This window comes from Siccibacter colletis (assembly GCF_025914095.1).
In the GTDB taxonomy this organism is placed as follows: Bacteria; Pseudomonadota; Gammaproteobacteria; order Enterobacterales; family Enterobacteriaceae; genus Siccibacter; species Siccibacter colletis.
The window spans coordinates 395610-412774 of sequence record NZ_CP074352.1 but is presented as its reverse complement, the minus strand read 5'-3'; the positions used below and the strand labels follow the sequence as shown (position 1 = coordinate 412774).

Sequence of the window (17165 nt, the reverse complement as noted above, 5' to 3'; positions counted from 1 at the left end):
CGACGTCAAATCATTGCGCTTTTGCGTCGCGCGGCTGGCGCAGCACTTCATTGATCTGCGGTTTCTCAACCGGCCCGGTGATCTGATAACGCAGAATAGAGACTTTATTCCACAGCGGGCCAAGCACGCGGCTGGCAGCAAAGACCGCCGCGCCGACAATCGGGTTCACCGCAAAGGCAGCTGCAACGCCGACGGTAGCGGAAATCTCCGGCGCCACCACCGCTTCCATATCCAGCTCGCGTCGCACCAGATTAATGCTGCCTTTCATGGCGATATCCGCTTCCAGGCCGTCCACCAGCGTATCGTCGGTATTCATCACGCCATCTTTAATCCAGGCGGTGCTGCGGATCGAGTCGTAGTAGAAACCGTCGCCGAAGGTGTCGCTGAAGTCAAAGCGCAGCTTGCGTAGCAGCGCGTCAAAGCTCAGCAGGCGCAGCAGCTGACCGGCGTGACCGGCTCCGGCCTCCGCGATCTCTCCTTTACCAAGTCGGGTGTGCAGAATGCCGTTGAGCGAGGCGATGTCCGGCTGCCAGGGCTTCGCCCGCCAGTGCAGGTCGTAATCCACATCAAACGACGAGCCCTGCAGCGGCGTAGACAGCCCAAAGAAGCCCGTCGCGGCATCGAGCTTCTTCCCTTTCAGCTTACCCTTAAGTGATGTGCGTTCGGCCCCGGGCGCGTTCACCCACTCGCCGTCGGCAGTGAGACGGGCAAAACCGGTATCCAGCAGCCCGTTCGCCAGATGCAGACTGTTTCCTTTAACGGAAAAATCGCCGTCGACGCGCCCGTACTTCTGCCCGAACAGCCAGCACTCGGCGCAGCGCAGCGCCAGATCGGGCCAGCCGCTAAAGTCGATGGCATCACCCGAGCTGAATGGCGAAGCCGGGGTAGTGTTGCTGTTGGCCGCGCCCGCGCTGGCCGGATTAAAGTAGAGATAGCGAATGTTCGCCAGCCACGGCGCGTTGTTACGCTGCGTCAGGGTAGCGTTGATCTCGCGTCCCTGGGCATCAATCTTCAAGCCGTCTGCTTGTGGGGTGGAGACAACGCTGAGGTTGTTCCACTGCTGGCCGCCCAGCGCCAGCGCCGGGGTGCGCAGCGTTACCCGCGACGGTAAGGCGGTAGAAGAACTCACCTTATCGGCCGCCCCCTGGTTGAACAGGGCCAGCCACTGTGCGCCGTCCAGCGCCGGCAGGTTCAGCTCCATGCCCGGGGCTTCAGGCAGCGGCGGCAACGTGCGGCTGTCCGAAGCCCAGATGGCGCGATCCAGCGTCAGCTTGTCGTTGAGCAGCCAGCGGCTGTTGAAGTGGTGCGTAGTGCCGGCGCTTCCGGTCAGGGTAAAGGCGCGCAGATCGCCTTCAACGTTCACCTTCACCGGCAGTGGCTCACCGGCGGCCTTTTCCACTGGCGGAGGTAAGTGACTACTTACATTCTTCATATCCGCCGTGACGCCGACGGTGTAGCTCGCGCTGCCCTGATACGGCAGCGTAATGCCGACGTCGCCCTTCCATGCCACGCTGCCGCCAATCTGCTTACTGACCGCCTCGGGCAGCAGGCCGGTGCGGGCAGGCTGCCAGTTACCGTCCAGATTGATACCCACCTCGAAAGCCTTCTCCTGCTCGCGAGTAGTGAAACTCACGTTAAGCGGCTGCGTGAACCAGCTCGCCTTGAGCGGGCCGCTGTCGAGATTACCGTTCTCGAAATGGAAGCTGCCGCTGAGGTTTTTCAGGGTACTGTTGAGCGGTTTCACAAACAGCGCGTTGTCTTTCAGCGTGACGTCACCGCTGGCGGTGGTCATCTCGCCGTCGAGCGGAATATCGAGATGTAAGCGAGCACTCACATCCCCATCAAGCTGAAGCTCATCCAGCGTGGCACCGAGCGAGTCCTGCAATGGCGTCTGTTTGAAATAAGGCCCCACCGCGCTACCCGGCCCGCTGATATCCGCATCCACCAGCAATTTTTCTGCCAGATAATCAGGAATGGTTGCCGTAACGTTGCGCCCCGTTACGCCGCCGAGTTTCACCTCGTCGGTCTTCATCCATAGCCCGTCGTTGATAAAGTCGAGCTCGATATCGAAATTATCGAGCGCTGGCCAGCCTGGCTGGAAGGCGAAGGTGGCATTGCGCAGCGGCACCAGCACTTCAAACTGCCCGTCGTTATGCTTATACGGGAAACGATGCGGGTCACCGCCGTACACCAGGGTGGCATTTTCGACCTGGCCTCCCTTGATAGCGCCGCTCAGGTAATCCACCAGATGTTTCCCCATCAGGTTTTCCGGGAAATAGCGCCAGGCTTCGCCGGCATCGTTGGTGCTGATCCCCGCCAGAATGCCGAGCCAGGGCGCGCCGTTGGCCGGCTGGGCGTAGTGGAAATCACCGCGCGCGCGTACCGCTTTTGCCGAGACATCAATTCCGGTGCCGTCCAGCCGCCAGCCGCTGGCATCTTTCTGCCATGCCAGCGTGGCGTTGCCCTCGCTTATCTCAAGCGGGGCGCGGAACACGCTTTCATAGGGCATCACCGCGTCGTGTACCGTGCCGGTCAGGGTGCCATTTTCCATACTGCCTGCGACGCTGCCGGAGAAGTGCTCAACACCGGGCAACAGCTTCCACTGTTTCCAGCGCAGATTGCTCCACCAGGCTTTAAAGCGCGTTTTATCAGTGGCCTGTAGCGGAATATCCAGCGCCAGCGCATCGATGCTGCCCGCGGGTTGCATGATGTTCCACACCTCGTTCAGACGGGGGGCAATTTTTTGCGCCAGCGGCAACAGCGCGTCGAGGCCGCTCAGCTCAAGATGGCTGGCGCGCACCCGCAGCTCGTCGCTGCGCTGGTCCGCGTTGCCCGCCACACGCTGGCCGGGGAACCAGGCCAGGGTGAGTGCGCCTTTCGGCCAGGGTTTATCATCCAGCGAGATACGGGTGGAGGGAATATCCAGCTGCCAGCCGTCACCCTCTTTCGTGACGTGAGCGGTGAGGTTATCCACCGCCAGGCGATGGGTTTGCTTATCGCCCTGCCAGCTGGCGCCGCCCTGCTTCAGCCAGACATCGCCGCCGGCGATATCACCATCGCGCAGCGTCATCCAGGCCGCGAGGCTGAAGCGGGCGCTACTGAGCTGAACGTTGTCCTGCATCCACTTACCGAGCCAGGGTTTGACATCCACGTCGTCGGCCTGCATCCAGACCGTGCCGCTGCTCAGCAGGCCACTGTCGTCGCGCAGATCCATACGCACCTGCATGACGCCATGCTGTCCGGTCAGGCTGGAGAGGCTCACCTGTCCTTCAGCGCGATGACGATCGTCGCCGTTAAGCCAGGTCAACTGGGGGATAGTCAGCTCGGCGCGCTGGCCGGAGAGCGTGAGAAAACTGATGGTGCTGTCGCGCAGATCGAAATGGTCGAACTGGCGCAGGAAGAGATCGCTCAGGCGATTGGCTTCAATGCCTTTTCCGCCGCCGCTGGTGTCGATGGGCGTGTTGGTACGCATTTGCAGCTGGTGGAACGTCAGATCGCGGAACTGCCAGCGAAAATGCAGCAGGCTCTGCCAGACATCCAGCGCCAGGGTGACGCGCTTAATATCCACCGCGCCGCCATCGCTCAGACCGATGTGAATATCGCGGGCGTCAAGCGTCGGGCCAAAGTTCTGCCAGCTGGCCTCAAGCTTGCTGGCTTCAACCAGCTGCCCGTAAGACTGGCTGATTTTCGTAAGAATAGTGGGACGCCAGCTATCCAGATACGGCAATGCCAGCCGCAAACCACTCACCAGCAGTGCGACGATAACGATAAGCGTAGCGCCTGTGAGTAGTAAAATCCCCGGCAGTCGCCTCACACATCTCTCCTTGTCTGCCGCCACAGCGGTATGCTCATTCCTCGCACCGCGCCAGCTACATCATAACCACGTCGAACTGCTCCTGATTATAGAGCGGTTCGATCTGTACTTTGACCTGCTTGCCGACGAAGATTTCCACTTCCGCCAGCGCGTGAGACTCTTCACTTTTCAGGGCTTCCGCCACCGCCGGTGAGGCGTAGACCAGGAAGCGGTCGGAATCATAGGCGTGATGCACGCGTACGATTTCACGCATGATCTCATAGCAGACGGTTTCCACGGTCTTTACCGTGCCGCGGCCGTGGCAGGTCGGGCATTCGTTGCACAGCACGTGCTCCACGCTTTCGCGGGTGCGCTTGCGGGTCATCTCCACCAGGCCAAGCTGGGAGAAGCCGTTAATGCTGGTCTTCACCCGGTCTTTGCTCAGCGCCTGCTCAAGCGAGTGCAGCACGCGGCGGCGGTGGTCCTCATTGCTCATATCGATGAAGTCGATAATGATAATGCCGCCCAGGTTGCGCAGGCGCAGCTGGCGGGCGATAGCCTGCGTCGCTTCGATGTTGGTATTGAAAATGGTGTCATCGAGATTGCGGTGGCCGACGAACGCGCCGGTGTTGATATCCACCGTGGTCATCGCTTCGGTTTGATCGATGATCAGGTAACCGCCGGACTTCAGCTCAACCTTGCGCTCCAGCGCGCGCTGGATTTCGTTCTCAACGTCAAAGAGATCGAAAATCGGCTGGCGACCGCTGTAGTGCTCCAGCTTGCTCGACATATCCGGGATGTACTCTGCGGTAAACTCCTGCAGCATCTCGAAGGTCAGGCGGGAGTCCACGCGGATGCGGTCAAGCGACGTGCCGGCAAAATCGCGCAGCACGCGCTGAGCCAGCGCCAGTTCGCCGTACATCTGGTAACGCGTCTGGTTGCGTTTTTTGCGCTCCATCACCTTGGTCCAGACGCGCTTCAGGTAAGCGGCGTCCGACGACAGGTCGGCTTCACAAATGCCTTCAGCGGCGGTACGGATGATAAACCCGCCCAGATCGTCGCAATACTCAGAGACGATACGCTTGAGGCGCTCGCGCTCTTCTTCGCTCTCGATACGCTGGGAGACGCCAACGTGGGAGGCACCCGGCATAAACACCAGATAGCGCGACGGCAGCGTGATGTCGGTGGTCAGGCGTGCACCTTTGGTGCCGAGGGGATCTTTCACCACCTGCACCATCAGATCCTGGCCCTGACGCACCAGCTCAGAGATATCGCGCACGGTGAAGTTTTTCTGCTCTTCCCCCGCCACGCATTCGGTGTGCGGCATGATATCGGAGGCGTGCAGGAACGCGGCTTTGTCCAGGCCAATATCTACAAATGCCGCCTGCATTCCGGGCAGTACCCGGCTGACGCGACCTTTGTAGATATTCCCTACGATCCCGCGGCGAGCTTCGCGCTCAATGTGAATTTCCTGAAGAATACCACCGTCAATGTAAGCAACCCGGGTTTCTGAAGGGGTTACATTGACCAATAATTCAGCCGTCATTTTTACCTCGTGCTTCACGCAGCGCGTTAACGTTAGCCAGCAGTTCCCAGGTTTCGACCAGCGGCAGACCTACTACCGCGTGATAACTGCCGTTAATTTTTCTGACAAAGCATCCGCCCAGCCCCTGGATACCGTAAGCGCCGGCTTTATCCATCGGCTCGCCGCAGGCGACGTAGCGGGTAATATCATCCTCAGACAATACTCTGAAAGTCACCTCGGTGACCACAAGACAATCAAGCAGATGGGTGCCATCAGCGATCGCGACCGCGGTTATTACCTGGTGTGTATTTCCAGAAAGGCGACGCAGCATCTCGCCGGCGTGGTGCGCATCCCGCGGTTTTTCCAGCACCTCGCCGTCGAGAATGACAATAGTATCCGCGCCCAGCACTGGCAAATCCGTCGGCGCATTCGCCACCCCAGCCCGCGCTTTGTCACGCGCCAGGCGGCGCACGTAGGCTTCTGCGCTTTCCTGCGGCTGGCGTAACTCTTCAACGTCAGTCAGCACGCGCTCAAAGGCGATGCCCAGTTGGGTCAGGAGTTCAGCGCGACGGGGCGAGCCGGAAGCGAGATACAACGTGGTCATGCTACCTCTTTATTGCACAGAAAATTGCTGACGAATTTTACGCATCAGCAGGAAGATCCACGGCCAGAGCACGCCGTTGACGACGCTGCCCCAGAACACTTCCGGGCGGAACGACACGTTGATCACCAGGAACTCGGCCCAGAACACAATCAGCTCGGCGGCGATGGAGAGCAGCATCACTACCAGCGCCTGTTGCCACAGCGCGAGGTTACGGAACAGCTGGTACTTGAGCGCCACCAGATAAGCAATGATCGACAGCGCCAGCGCCCGCACGCCCAGCGTCGATCCGCTGACCAGGTCGAGGATCGCGCCGATCACCAGCCCGGTACCGACGTTTACCCGGTGCGGCAGCGCGAGGATCCAGTAGAGCAGGATCAGCAGCACCCAGTCAGGCCGGAACACCAGGATGTTGTCCGGCCACGGCATGATCTGCAGCAGCAGGGCGATAAGAAACGAAAGCCAGATGACCCAACGTCCCTGGCTACGATAGCTTCCCACTATTGCCCTCCCGCTGCCGGCGACCTGGCCGGTGGTGAAGATGACGGTGTGCGGGTTGCCGCGCCGTTGCTGGTGCCAGGCGCAGGCGTAATACCGGTTGCCGGGGCCGGAACCGGTGCGGGTGGCCCCATAGTATCCGGCGATGGCAGCACCTGCGGCATCATCTGCATCAGGCGTTCATTCGCCACGCGGTGCACATCTTCCGGAGTCATCGGATTGGTCCCTTCGCGATCGGCACCCCACAGCAGCAGCAGATAGCGCAGACGCTGCAGGCCGGCGGTCGGACGCGCCTGGATAACGGTATAGGCACGCTGGGTGTCCAGCTTAACTGACGACACCACGCCCACCGGATACCCTTCCGGGAAGCGGCCGCCGAGGCCCGAGGTCACCAGCACGTCGCCAACACGAATATCGGTGTTGGCTGGCAGATGCTCAAGTTGCAGATCGTCAGTACAACCGCTGCCCGCCGCGATAACGCGAATGTCGTTGCGCAGCACCTGAATCGGCAGCGCGTGGGTTGCGTCGCAGATCAGCAGTACCCGGCTGGTGAGCTTCGCGACCGCCACCACCTGGCCGACCACGCCTTTATCGCTGATCACCGGCTGGCCTTCGTAAACGCCGTTTACGCTGCCTTTGTCGATGACCACCTGATCGCTGTAGGGGTCGTTAACGGTAGAGATAACCTGGGTCACCATCTTCTGCTCATCCTGACGCAGCGGCGAGCCGAGCAGTTCACGCAGGCGCGCGTTTTCCTGCTTGTACTGGCCAAGCATCAACAGCTCGCTGTTTTTCAGCAGCAGTTCCTGACGTAACGCGCGGTTTTCAAGTTCCAGCTGATCGCGTGATGCCAGGGTCTGAGAGACACCATCCAGCAGTTCACGGGGACCATTAGAGATAAAGTAGAAAGGACTGACGGCGGTATCCATGTACGTTCGAATCTGGCTGAACGTACCGAGGCGGCTGTCGGCGATGATCACACCAAGCGCCACCACTACCGCCAGAAAAAGGCGAATCTGTAGTGACGGGCCACGGCTAAAAATTGGCTTCATAGACTATGCGTATTCTCCGGCCAGACAAAAAGGGGCAGCCTCATGGCTCCCCCTCTCTGCAGCAGATTACTCTTCGCTGAACAAATCGCCGCCGTGCATGTCGATCATTTCCAGTGCCTTGCCGCCGCCGCGTGCGACACAGGTCAGCGGATCTTCTGCCACTACTACCGGAATGCCGGTCTCTTCCATCAGCAGACGGTCGAGGTTACGCAGCAGCGCACCACCACCGGTCAGCACCATGCCGCGCTCGGAGATGTCGGATGCCAGTTCGGGCGGGCACTGTTCCAGTGCAACCATCACCGCGCTCACGATGCCGGTCAGCGGCTCCTGCAGCGCTTCGAGAATTTCGTTGGAGTTCAGGTTGAAGCCACGCGGCACGCCTTCTGCAAGGTTACGACCACGCACTTCGATTTCGCGCACTTCATCGCCCGGATAAGCAGAACCGATTTCATGCTTGATGCGCTCTGCGGTCGCTTCACCAATCAGCGAGCCGTAGTTACGACGCACGTAATTGATAATGGCTTCGTCGAAGCGGTCGCCGCCGATACGCACGGAGGAGGAGTACACCACGCCGTTCAGGGAGATCACCGCCACTTCGGTAGTACCGCCACCGATATCCACGACCATAGAACCCGTAGCTTCGGAGACCGGCAGGCCAGCACCGATTGCAGCCGCCATCGGCTCTTCAATCAGGAACACTTCACGCGCGCCTGCACCCTGGGCAGATTCGCGAATGGCGCGACGCTCAACCTGGGTTGCGCCAACCGGCACACACACCAGCACGCGCGGGCTTGGGCGCATGAAGCTGTTGCTGTGAACCTGTTTGATGAAGTGCTGCAGCATCTTTTCGGTAACGAAGAAATCAGCGATAACGCCGTCTTTCATCGGGCGGATAGCGGCGATGTTACCCGGCGTACGACCAAGCATCTGTTTTGCTTCATGGCCGACAGCGGCAACGCTTTTCGGTGAACCGGCGCGATCCTGACGAATAGCCACAACGGAAGGCTCATTCAGAACGATGCCTTGTCCTTTTACGTAAATCAGGGTATTCGCAGTACCCAGGTCAATGGACAGGTCATTGGAAAACATGCCACGAAATTTTTTAAACATACTAAGGGATAATCCTGAAAGCTGGGGCGGAAGAGAAAATCCGCTTACTTTACCAACCACACGAGGCAGCGACAAGGCGCAAAAACGTTCTGCATCGGTGAAAAATAGTGCAGTTCATTTCCTTTGTAACATCCTGAAATATCGCCTGATAACACCAGAAAAAATAAGGATTTCCGGGCTGCGACAGGTCGGACAAGACAATGAGCGAACTGGCATAATTATGCTGCGATAAACCTTCCGTCAGGCCTGGTTGCCCCCTCAGGTTGCAGCGCGCGTTATTCTACGTGAAATCACGTTAAACGGCAGGTCAAACCGAATATCTTTGCAAATATTTTTTCACCCCGGTGTCGAGGGGTTGCGACGCCGCGATATATTCGCCCTGCCCGCCTGCCACGCCCATTTCTACCAGGGTTTGCCACTCGCTTCGCGTGCGAATTCCGGTGGCAAAGAGTTGAGTTTGCGTGCCGCTGCAGGACTCCACCAGGCTTTGAATAAACAGCTGGTTCTCGGTGCGCTTTTCGATGTTGCGTACCAGACCCGGGTCGAGCTTAATCAGTTCAACGTTAAGCACCTTAATCCAGTTAGTGCTAACCACGGTTAAACCGGCCTGAATGACGGCCACGCGCACGCCCAACGCCTTGATCAAACGGACAATCGGCTGAACTTCGCTGATGTGTTGACACACGGCAGCCTCTGCAAGTTCAAAAATAATGCGCTGACGCTGCGATTTTTCACATTCGAGCAACGCATCGCGCAGCCAGCGCTGGAACGTGGGGCGAATCAACGAGTCAACCGAGACCGGCATCGCCAGCGTCTCTTCAGGCCAGAGCGCCAGCAGCGGCAGCACACGGCTGACCTGCTGCGTATCGTACTGCTCCGCCAGCCCAAACTGTTGCACCAGCGGTTTATATTCCGCCGAGCTCACCTCTTCTTTGCCATCGAATATACGGCACATGATTTCCCGATGGTGCACGCTACCGTCTACATTAATGGCGGGCTTCTGGTAGAAACGCGGGCCGCCGCGCTGCAGCGCCTGTTCGATCAGGGTGCGCCAGCGCACGTTGCCGCGCCCTTTTTCCGGCAGCATGTTGTCATACACCGCCCAGCTGTTGCCGCCCTGCAGCACCGCGTTGCGGGTCGCCATACCGGCGTGCTCCATCACCTGCTCGGTGGTTTGCCCGCTGCGCCAGGCGCAAATACCGATGTGGATCATGTCGCTGCGATCCAGCATGCGCGTCGGCGGCAGAGAGTCCACGGCGTTAAGCAGCTGGCTGGCGATGCCGTCCGCCTCTTTCAGCGTCCGGTGCGGCAGCAGTACGGCAAAATCGCTGCGGAAGTAGCGCGCCAGCAGCGCACCGGGGTAACGCATAATAAAGGTAGAGAGCATGTTGATCAGCGTGAACAGGTACTCTTCAACCGCCACGCGTCCCCAGGTGTCGGCGAGGGTATCGAAGTCGGGCAGGCGAATGATCATCACCACGCCGTGGGTTCCCACCTTTTCCGGATCTTCCAGCAGCGTGCCCAGCTGGTTATCAAAGAACAGGCGGTTATTCAGCCCGGTGCGGGTGTCCTGTGCGGCATGGGCGCGGATCAGCGTATCCATGCGGCTGCGCTGCTCACCGGCGTTTTCGATTTCCGCCAGCAGCATATCAATGGCGTAGCTGGCCTGAGTTGGCGGTTCGTCCGGGGAACGCTGCACCCGCGCACCACGCTCGCCGCGAATAATGCACATTGCCCGGCGCTCCAGCTGCTCATGGCCGATAAACTGCCGGCGCTGCCAGCGTAGCGCAGCCACCAGCATGGCGATGATGACCAGCATGGCAATGCTCAGCGGTGCGGAGGTTTTCAGTGACTGAAAATAGCTCGCCATCGGGTCCTGCCAGCTGAACTTCAGCGTCATTCCCGGTACTTTCAGCAGCGGGACGTCCGTGGCAAGGGCGTCATCTTCACGCTCCTCGTCGTTGAGGCCGGGAGAACGATGGTAGTGAAACAGTGTGCTGTCGCCCTGCTGAAAAGTGATGCTGTTGATGTCGGCCGGGATCATCAGTTCATCAAGGCGTTCGGTCAGCCGCTCCGGTGGATGCGTAACCAGGTGGTTATCAAGCAGAATGGCGACGGTCTGGACGCGCTGCTCTGCGCGCGCCTGCACGGTGTAATAAAAGCCGACCGTACACCCAATGAGAGTGACGAGGATCGCCAGCACCGTTAGCAGGGTAACGAGGGCCGAGAGTTTCGTCGTTAAGCGCATCCTTGTGTCAACTCCGTCAGATTACAGGTCTGTGGCACCCGGCGGGGCCGCGAAAAGGGGCGTGGCAACGCGTCTGTTGTCACACTGGCGAGAAAACATGCATAGTAGCAAACATAGCAGGGCTATACCGAGCATTTCCAGTAAATGCCCGCCGCGCTTGTTGTTTTTATGAAAAACCTCAGGCCGAACGCGCGCATTATAAAAATTTTTACACTTTCTTAACCCGAGTTGTCGCGCGCTTACTGACTCCCTGTCATGATGAATATTATTGTCTTTTCCCCCTGCGGGAGCCTACGGGAGTCGCCATGAAATTACCGCGTCGTCCTCTGACGGAAGCGGATGTTACCGCTGAGTCAGCCTTCTTTATGCAGCGTCGTCAGGTATTGAAAGCGCTGGGTATCAGTGCCGGTGCGCTGGCGCTATCTTCGCCGGCGCAGGCAAGTCTTGTTGACTGGTTCAAAGGTAATGAACGCGCCAAAGCCCCCGCCGGCAAGGCGCTGGAATTTGCGAAACCTGCCGAATGGCAAAGCACGCTGGCGCTCACCCCGGAAGACAAAGTCACTGGCTATAACAACTTCTATGAGTTCGGGCTGGATAAAGCCGACCCGGCCGCCAATGCGGGCAGCCTGATTACAAATCCCTGGACGCTCAAAATAGAAGGAGAAGTTGGCAAGCCGCTGACGCTCGATCATGACGACCTGACCCGACGCTTCCCGCTGGAAGAGCGCATCTACCGTATGCGCTGTGTGGAAGCCTGGTCCATGGTGGTGCCGTGGATTGGCTTCCCGCTGCATAAGCTGCTGGCGCTGGCCGAACCCACCAGCAACGCGAAGTACGTGGCGTTTCAGACGCTCTATGCCCCGGAGATGATGCCGGGCCAGCAGGATCGCTTTATTGGCGGCGGGCTGGAATATCCCTACGTTGAGGGCTTACGTATAGATGAAGCGATGAATCCGTTGACGCTGATGACCGTCGGCGTGTACGGCAAGGCGCTGCCGCCGCAAAACGGTGCGCCGCTGCGTCTTATCGTGCCGTGGAAATACGGTTTCAAAGGCATCAAATCTATCGTCAGTATCAAGCTCACCCGCGAACGGCCGCCGACTACCTGGAATCTTTCTGCGCCGAACGAGTACGGGTTTTATGCCAACGTCAATCCGCATGTAGATCATCCGCGCTGGTCCCAGGCCTCGGAACGCGTCATCGGCTCCGGCGGTATTCTCGACGTTAAGCGCCAGCCGACGCTGCTGTTTAACGGTTATGCCGATCAGGTAGCCTCGCTCTATCGTGGCCTGGATCTGCGGGAGAATTTCTGAGTGCGACTGACCGCGAAACAGATTACCTGGCTCAAAGTAGCGCTGCATCTTGCTGCGTTTTTACCCTTTCTCTGGCTGATATTTGCGATTAACGCCGGGGCGTTCAGCGCCGATCCGGCGAAAGATATTCAGCATTTTACCGGCAGGATGGCGCTAAAGCTGCTGCTGGCGACCCTGCTGGTCACGCCGCTGGCGCGACTGGGGAAACAGCCGCTGCTCATCCGCACCCGTCGGCTGCTGGGATTATGGTGTTTTGCCTGGGCTACGCTGCATCTCACCAGTTATTCGCTGCTGGAACTCGGTATCGACAACCTGGCGCTGCTCGGCCAGGAACTGGTTACCCGCCCCTATCTGCTGCTCGGCATTATCAGCTGGGTGATACTGCTGGCGCTTGCCGTTACGTCCACTCAGGCGATGCAGCGCAAGCTGGGCCGTAACTGGCAACGTCTGCACAATTTCGTCTATCTGGTCGCGATCCTCGCGCCGGTTCACTACTTATGGTCAGTGAAAATCCTCTCGCCCCAGCCGCTGATCTACGCCGTGCTGGCGGCGATACTGCTGCTATGGCGCTACAAGAAGATTCGCCAATGGTTCCGATAACGCGCAGAATCTGCGGCCTTTAGCGCAAATTTCTTATTCCATGCTGTGATAACGTAGCCGGGGTTTGATTATCTTCCCTGATAAGACCAGTATTTAGCTGCCAAATGCTACGAAATCGTTATAATGTGCGACTTTGGTTTTTACCAGACCCGATTTTGACGGTCAAAAGGTGACAACCATGCAACATGGGTATATTTTGTAAATTGCCTTAAATTTGCAGGAGATTGCGGCACGATGGCGGATAAGTTTCACATTTTGCTTTTGAACGGCCCGAACCTTAACATGCTCGGCACCCGTGAACCGGAGAAGTACGGCACCCTGACTCTCAACCAGATTGTCAGCCGTCTCACCGCAGAAGCACAGTCGTTAGACGTGACGCTTGATAGCCTGCAATCCAACGCTGAGCATGAGCTGATTGACCGAATTCATCAGGCTAAAGACAACGTGGACTATATCCTGATTAATCCGGCCGCATTCACACATACCAGCGTTGCGATCCGTGATGCGCTGCTGGCGGTGAGCATCCCGTTTATTGAGATCCATCTCAGTAACGTGCATGCCCGCGAGCCGTTCCGCCATCACTCATATCTTTCAGATATTGCTGCCGGCGTGATCTGCGGATTTGGCGCCGACGGTTATACCTATGCACTACAGACGGCGGTAAAACGCCTGTCACAAACACACTAAACAAAGAGTACGGAACCCACTCATGGATATTCGTAAGATTAAAAAACTGATCGAGCTGGTTGAAGAATCAGGCATCGCTGAACTGGAAATTTCTGAAGGCGAAGAGTCTGTACGTATCAGCCGCACACCGGCCAATGCTGGCTACCCTGTGATGCAACAGGCGTATGCCGCACCGATGATGCAGCAGCAGCAGCCCGCGCTGTCCAACGCTATCGCGCCTGCCGTAACACCGGCCATGGAAGCGCCTGCCGCAGCGGAAGTCAGTGGTCATATCGTACGTTCCCCGATGGTTGGTACGTTCTACCGCACCCCAAGCCCGGACGCGAAAGCCTTCATCGAAGTGGGCCAGAAAGTGAATGTCGGCGATACCCTGTGCATCGTTGAAGCGATGAAAATGATGAACCAGATCGAAGCTGATAAAGCGGGCGTGGTTAAAGCCATCCTGCTGGAAAGCGGCCAACCGGTAGAATTTGACGAGCCGCTGGTCGTCATCGAATAACGAGGCGCACATGCTGGATAAAATTGTTATCGCTAACCGCGGCGAGATTGCACTGCGTATTCTTCGTGCCTGTAAAGAGCTGGGCATCGAGACTGTGGCTGTGCACTCCAGCGCGGATCGCGACCTGAAACACGTACTGCTGGCAGACGAAACCGTGTGTATTGGCCCGGCCCCGTCTGTTAAAAGCTACCTGAACATCCCGGCTATCATCTCTGCGGCGGAAATCACCGGCGCGGTGGCGATTCACCCGGGTTACGGCTTCCTCTCCGAGAACGCCAACTTCGCCGAGCAGGTTGAGCGCTCCGGCTTTATCTTCATCGGTCCGAAAGCCGACACCATTCGTCTGATGGGCGACAAAGTGTCTGCGATCACCGCAATGAAGAAAGCTGGCGTACCGACCGTACCGGGCTCTGACGGCCCGCTGGGCGACGATATGGATAAGAACCGCGCCCATGCCAAACGCATCGGCTATCCGGTGATTATCAAAGCCTCCGGCGGCGGCGGCGGTCGTGGTATGCGCGTTGTGCGCAGCGATGCCGATCTCGAACAATCCATCAACATGACCCGTGCGGAAGCGAAAGCCGCTTTCAACAACGACATGGTGTACATGGAGAAGTACCTCGAGAACCCGCGTCATATCGAAATCCAGGTACTGGCTGACGGCCAGGGCCAGGCCATCTATCTGGCTGAGCGCGACTGCTCCATGCAGCGTCGTCACCAGAAAGTGGTTGAAGAAGCGCCGGCACCGGGCATCACTCCGGAACTGCGTCGCTACATCGGCGAGCGCTGTGCCAAAGCCTGTGTCGATATCGGCTACCGCGGGGCGGGTACTTTCGAGTTCCTGTTCGAAAACGGCGAGTTCTACTTCATTGAGATGAACACCCGTATTCAGGTAGAGCACCCGGTTACCGAAATGATCACCGGTGTGGACCTGATCAAAGAGCAGCTGCGTATCGCTGCCGGTCAGCCGCTCTCCATCAAGCAGGAAGAAGTGACCATCAAAGGCCATGCGGTGGAATGCCGTATTAACGCCGAAGATCCGAACACCTTCCTGCCAAGCCCGGGTAAAATCACGCGTTTCCACGCGCCGGGCGGCTTTGGTGTGCGCTGGGAATCTCACATTTATGCGGGCTACACTGTGCCGCCGTATTACGATTCCATGATCGGCAAACTCATCTGCTACGGGGAAACCCGTGACGTGGCGATTGCCCGCATGAAAAATGCGCTGCAGGAGCTGATCATCGACGGTATCAAAACCAACGTTGAACTGCAGATGCGTATCATGAGCGACGAGAACTTCCAGCACGGTGGCACCAACATCCACTATCTGGAGAAGAAACTCGGTCTGCAAGAGAAGTAATTTCTCGCACCGAAAGGCCGGTGATTGTGCCTGCCGCGTAACGCGGCAGAACCACAGTCCCGGCCTTTTTCTTTTTTTAGCCGCAGCCCGTTGCCATGCGGTACAATCGCCGCTTTGTTAAATCATGCCCTCCACTACGGCAGTAATGTAAGTGCTTACTGACGTATGCAGAGGCGATGGGGACGACAATGGACAAACGTTTTGTTCAGGCCCACAAAGAGGCCCGCTGGGCGCTGTGGCTCACCCTTTTCTATGTCGCTGCCTGGATACTCGGCAGCTGGCTACCCGACTCCACGCCGGGCATCACCGGCCTGCCACGCTGGTTCGAATTCGCCTGCCTCGCCATTCCGCTGCTGTTTATCGTGCTGTGCTGGCTGATGGTGAAGTTCATCTATCGCGATATCCCGCTGGAGGATGATGATGCAGCTTGAAGTGATCCTGCCGCTGGTGGCGTACCTGGTTATCGTGTTCGGATTGTCCATGTATGCCATGAAGCACCGCGCCACCGGCACCTTCCTGAATGAGTACTTCCTCGGCAGCCGCTCAATGGGCGGCGTGGTGCTGGCGATGACCCTCACCGCCACCTATATCAGCGCCAGCTCGTTTATCGGCGGACCGGGGGCAGCGTACAAGTACGGTCTTGGCTGGGTGCTGCTGGCGATGATCCAGTTGCCCGCCGTCTGGCTGTCGCTGGGCATTCTTGGCAAGAAATTCGCCATTCTGGCGCGCCGTTATAATGCGGTAACGCTCAACGACATGCTGTATGCGCGCTACCAGAGTCGCCTGCTGGTATGGCTGGCAAGTTTCAGCCTACTGGTGGCGTTTATCGGCGCGATGACCGTCCAGTTCATCGGTGGCGCACGCCTGCTGGAAACCGCGGCGGGTATCCCCTATGAAACCGGGCTGCTGATCTTCGGTATCAGCATTGCGCTCTACACCGCTTTCGGCGGCTTTCGCGCCAGCGTGCTGAACGACACCATGCAGGGGCTGGTGATGCTGATCGGCACCATTTTGCTGCTGATCGCCGTGGTTCACGCCGCCGGTGGCCTGCACAGCGCCGTGGATAAGCTCACCGCAATCGACCCGAAGCTGATTTCGCCAGAGGGTGCGGAAGATATTCTCACCCCGACCTTTATGACCTCATTTTGGGTGCTGGTCTGTTTTGGCGTGATTGGCCTGCCGCACACCGCTGTGCGCTGTATCTCCTACAAAGACAGCAAAGCGGTACATCGCGGGATGATTATCGGCACCATCGTGGTGGCGATCCTGATGCTGGGCATGCACCTTGCCGGGGCACTGGGACGCGCAGTGCTGCCGGACCTTAACGTGCCGGATCTTGTGATCCCGACGCTGATGATGCACGTGCTGCCGCCGTTTGCCGCCGGGATCTTCCTCGCCGCGCCAATGGCTGCGATCATGTCGACGATCAACGCCCAACTGCTGCAATCTTCGGCGACCATCATCAAAGATCTCTATCTGAATCTGCGCCCGGAGCAGTCCGCCAACGAAGCGCGTCTGAAGCGCATGTCGACGCTGATTACGCTGGTGCTGAGCGTGCTGCTACTGCTCGCCGCCTGGCGTCCGCCTGAGATGATCATCTGGCTGAACCTGCTGGCGTTTGGCGGGCTGGAAGCGGTATTCCTCTGGCCGCTGGTGCTCGGGCTGTACTGGGAGCGCGCCAACGCCGCAGGGGCGCTGAGCGCAATGGTAACGGGCGGGGTGCTTTACGCCATCCTGGCTACGCTAAAGATACAATGGCTGGGTTTCCACCCTATCGTGCCGTCACTGCTATTGAGTCTGCTGGCCTTCGTCATCGGCAACCGTTTTGGTCGCCCGGTGGCCGCGCCGGTAGCCGTTTCACCAACTGATAAATAAAGAG

Annotated in this window: 14 protein-coding genes; 7 read left to right on the top strand and 7 right to left on the bottom strand. The window is 58.5% G+C overall.

Translation table 11 applies throughout. The annotated features are described in order from the left end of the window. Positions 1 to 10 precede the first annotated feature (10 nt). From yhdP to csrD, 7 genes are all read right to left on the bottom strand, one after another. Complete coding sequence (yhdP, locus tag KFZ77_RS02045) at positions 11 to 3814, bottom strand: AsmA2 domain-containing protein YhdP (protein ID WP_264385303.1); 3804 nt, start codon at positions 3812 to 3814, stop codon at positions 11 to 13. A 55-nt stretch (positions 3815 to 3869) separates the two neighbouring features. Then, positions 3870 to 5339, bottom strand: a complete 1470-nt coding sequence (rng, locus tag KFZ77_RS02040) for a ribonuclease G (protein ID WP_031519121.1) — start codon at positions 5337 to 5339, stop codon at positions 3870 to 3872. Next, positions 5329 to 5922 carry a Maf family protein gene (locus KFZ77_RS02035; protein WP_031519122.1) on the bottom strand — a complete coding sequence of 198 codons (594 nt, stop codon included), beginning with the start codon at positions 5920 to 5922 and terminating at the stop codon, positions 5329 to 5331. The genes rng and KFZ77_RS02035 overlap by 11 nt, the downstream gene beginning before the upstream one ends. 9 nt (positions 5923 to 5931) lie before the next feature. Continuing rightward, positions 5932 to 6420 (bottom strand): rod shape-determining protein MreD, encoded by a 489-nt coding sequence (mreD, locus tag KFZ77_RS02030; protein WP_031519124.1) that lies wholly within the window; start codon positions 6418 to 6420, stop codon positions 5932 to 5934. After that, positions 6420 to 7469: a rod shape-determining protein MreC gene (gene mreC, locus KFZ77_RS02025; RefSeq protein WP_031519126.1), complete on the bottom strand. Its 1050-nt coding sequence runs from the start codon at positions 7467 to 7469 to the stop codon at positions 6420 to 6422. The genes mreD and mreC overlap by 1 nt, the downstream gene beginning before the upstream one ends. A gap of 66 nt (positions 7470 to 7535) precedes the next feature. After that, on the bottom strand, positions 7536 to 8579 hold the full coding sequence (gene mreB, locus KFZ77_RS02020; RefSeq protein WP_012883014.1) for a rod shape-determining protein MreB: 1044 nt from the start codon (positions 8577 to 8579) through the stop codon (positions 7536 to 7538). Positions 8580 to 8886: 307 nt separating this feature from the next. Further along, entirely contained in the window at positions 8887 to 10827 is a 1941-nt protein-coding gene (gene csrD, locus KFZ77_RS02015) for an RNase E specificity factor CsrD (protein ID WP_031519138.1), read from the bottom strand. 305 nt (positions 10828 to 11132) lie between these two features. Here csrD and msrP point away from each other — a divergent pair, with 305 nt between their 5' ends. The 7 genes from msrP (at position 11133) to panF (ending at position 17161) form a co-directional block, all read left to right on the top strand. Further along, positions 11133 to 12140, top strand: a complete 1008-nt coding sequence (gene msrP / locus KFZ77_RS02010; protein ID WP_031519140.1) for a protein-methionine-sulfoxide reductase catalytic subunit MsrP — start codon at positions 11133 to 11135, stop codon at positions 12138 to 12140. Next, positions 12141 to 12740: a protein-methionine-sulfoxide reductase heme-binding subunit MsrQ gene (gene msrQ, locus KFZ77_RS02005; RefSeq protein WP_264385302.1), complete on the top strand. Its 600-nt coding sequence runs from the start codon at positions 12141 to 12143 to the stop codon at positions 12738 to 12740. It begins immediately after the preceding gene. A gap of 234 nt (positions 12741 to 12974) precedes the next feature. Beyond that, a complete protein-coding gene (gene aroQ, locus KFZ77_RS02000; protein WP_031519144.1) occupies positions 12975 to 13427 on the top strand; it encodes a type II 3-dehydroquinate dehydratase in 453 nt (150 codons plus the stop codon). A 22-nt stretch (positions 13428 to 13449) separates the two neighbouring features. Continuing rightward, complete coding sequence (gene accB / locus KFZ77_RS01995; protein ID WP_264385301.1) at positions 13450 to 13926, top strand: acetyl-CoA carboxylase biotin carboxyl carrier protein; 477 nt, start codon at positions 13450 to 13452, stop codon at positions 13924 to 13926. A gap of 10 nt (positions 13927 to 13936) precedes the next feature. Then, positions 13937 to 15286 (top strand): acetyl-CoA carboxylase biotin carboxylase subunit, encoded by a 1350-nt coding sequence (gene accC / locus KFZ77_RS01990; protein WP_264385300.1) that lies wholly within the window; start codon positions 13937 to 13939, stop codon positions 15284 to 15286. 188 nt (positions 15287 to 15474) lie between these two features. Then, the gene (locus KFZ77_RS01985; protein WP_031519149.1) at positions 15475 to 15717 is read left to right on the top strand and encodes a YhdT family protein; all 243 of its coding nucleotides are present in this window, start codon (positions 15475 to 15477) and stop codon (positions 15715 to 15717) included. Then, positions 15707 to 17161, top strand: coding sequence for a sodium/pantothenate symporter (panF, locus tag KFZ77_RS01980; protein ID WP_264386137.1), 1455 nt, complete (start codon positions 15707 to 15709; stop codon positions 17159 to 17161). The genes KFZ77_RS01985 and panF overlap by 11 nt, the downstream gene beginning before the upstream one ends. The last annotated feature ends 4 nt before the right edge of the window (positions 17162 to 17165 follow it).